The 1,036-nt window shown below is 70.8% G+C and carries 1 protein-coding gene; it reads right to left on the bottom strand.

What is annotated here, in order from left to right; translation table 11 throughout:
- Window positions 1-78: 78 nt before the first annotated feature.
- A complete protein-coding gene (locus ASG69_RS20150; RefSeq protein ID WP_056443680.1) occupies window positions 79-951 on the bottom strand; it encodes a type IV toxin-antitoxin system AbiEi family antitoxin domain-containing protein in 873 nt (290 codons plus the stop codon).
- Between the last annotated feature and the right edge of the window lie 85 nt (window positions 952-1,036).

The following is a 1,036-nucleotide window of genomic DNA, read 5'->3' as shown; positions in this document are numbered from 1 at the left end:
AGGGGTTCCGTACTCGAGGAGGGGTTGCAGCGTCCGCGGGAACACGGAACGGCAGCGGGAACCCAGAGACCTCCGGCGTCAGCGGAACGCGATGGCCATCCCGGCCGCGAGCAGACGCCGTAGCCGTTCGGGATGACGCAGGTCGTCCCACGTCCACCGCACCACATGGCAGCCGAGCGCGCGGAGGACGTCCTCGCGCAGCTTCTCGTCGATCACCGACTGTGCTCCGCCGCGATACTTCATCAGCCCGTCGAACTCGCCCACCAGCCGACCGTCCCATTCGAAATCGGTGCGGGCCACGATGCGACCACGATCGTCGAGGAAGCGATGCTGCAGCCTCGGCGAGGGAATCTCGGGCCACTGCATCATCAGGGCTCGGCTCCACGATTCGCCGATGCTCTCGGTGAGAGGGCTCGCGAGGTCCACCGCGCGGCGGGCGGTGGCGATGCCGCGACGGCGCCCGAGCCGTGCGAGGCACTCCTGCAGATCCGGCGCCTCCGTGCGGAGTGCGGACTCGACAGCGCACAGCGCACGATCGAGTCCCACCGTGCACGCGATGTCGAGCGCCGTCCGCGTCGGCGTCGTGACCTGCACACCGTCGACGGTGGTGACGTCCAGCGGGGACAGCGGGACCCGGTGCTCGGCGACCCTCCTCGTCGACGCACCACCTCCTCGACCGTCGACGCTCACGTGCACCCGGTCTCGGTCGGGAGCGAGAAGGGGGAGCCGATGCAGCGCCGCCGCGGACTCGTGACTGGCGACGGCCACCGCGGTGCGTCCCGCCATGACTCCGAGCACGCGCAGGCGGTAGCGCTCGTCTGGTGATGCCGACGCCCACTCCGAGCCGGGGCCGTAGGAGCCGCGGCTCACGCGGACCAGTTCGCCGCGCCTCACCAGACCGCGCAGCGCCACATCGGTCACGTCACCGGTCGCGCGGCGGTGCAGGTCCATAGCGGTGAGTGTCGATCACGCGCGGACGGGGACACGCCTTCCTGTCGCCCGCCTGTGGAGCACCCTCGTCCTGTGTACCGGCAGC

The sequence above is a fragment of the Rhodococcus sp. Leaf225 genome, assembly GCF_001426145.1.
Taxonomy (GTDB): domain Bacteria; phylum Actinomycetota; class Actinomycetes; order Mycobacteriales; family Mycobacteriaceae; genus Rhodococcoides.
The sequence above is the reverse complement of the archived record's forward strand: the minus strand, read 5'-3'. Positions and strand labels throughout refer to the sequence as shown.

What these genes read in the sequence shown, in the direction of transcription:
- ASG69_RS20150 (WP_056443680.1), bottom strand. Translation starts at nt 951, where the DNA reads ATGGACCTGCACCGCCGCGCGACCGGTGACGTGACCGATGTGGCGCTG.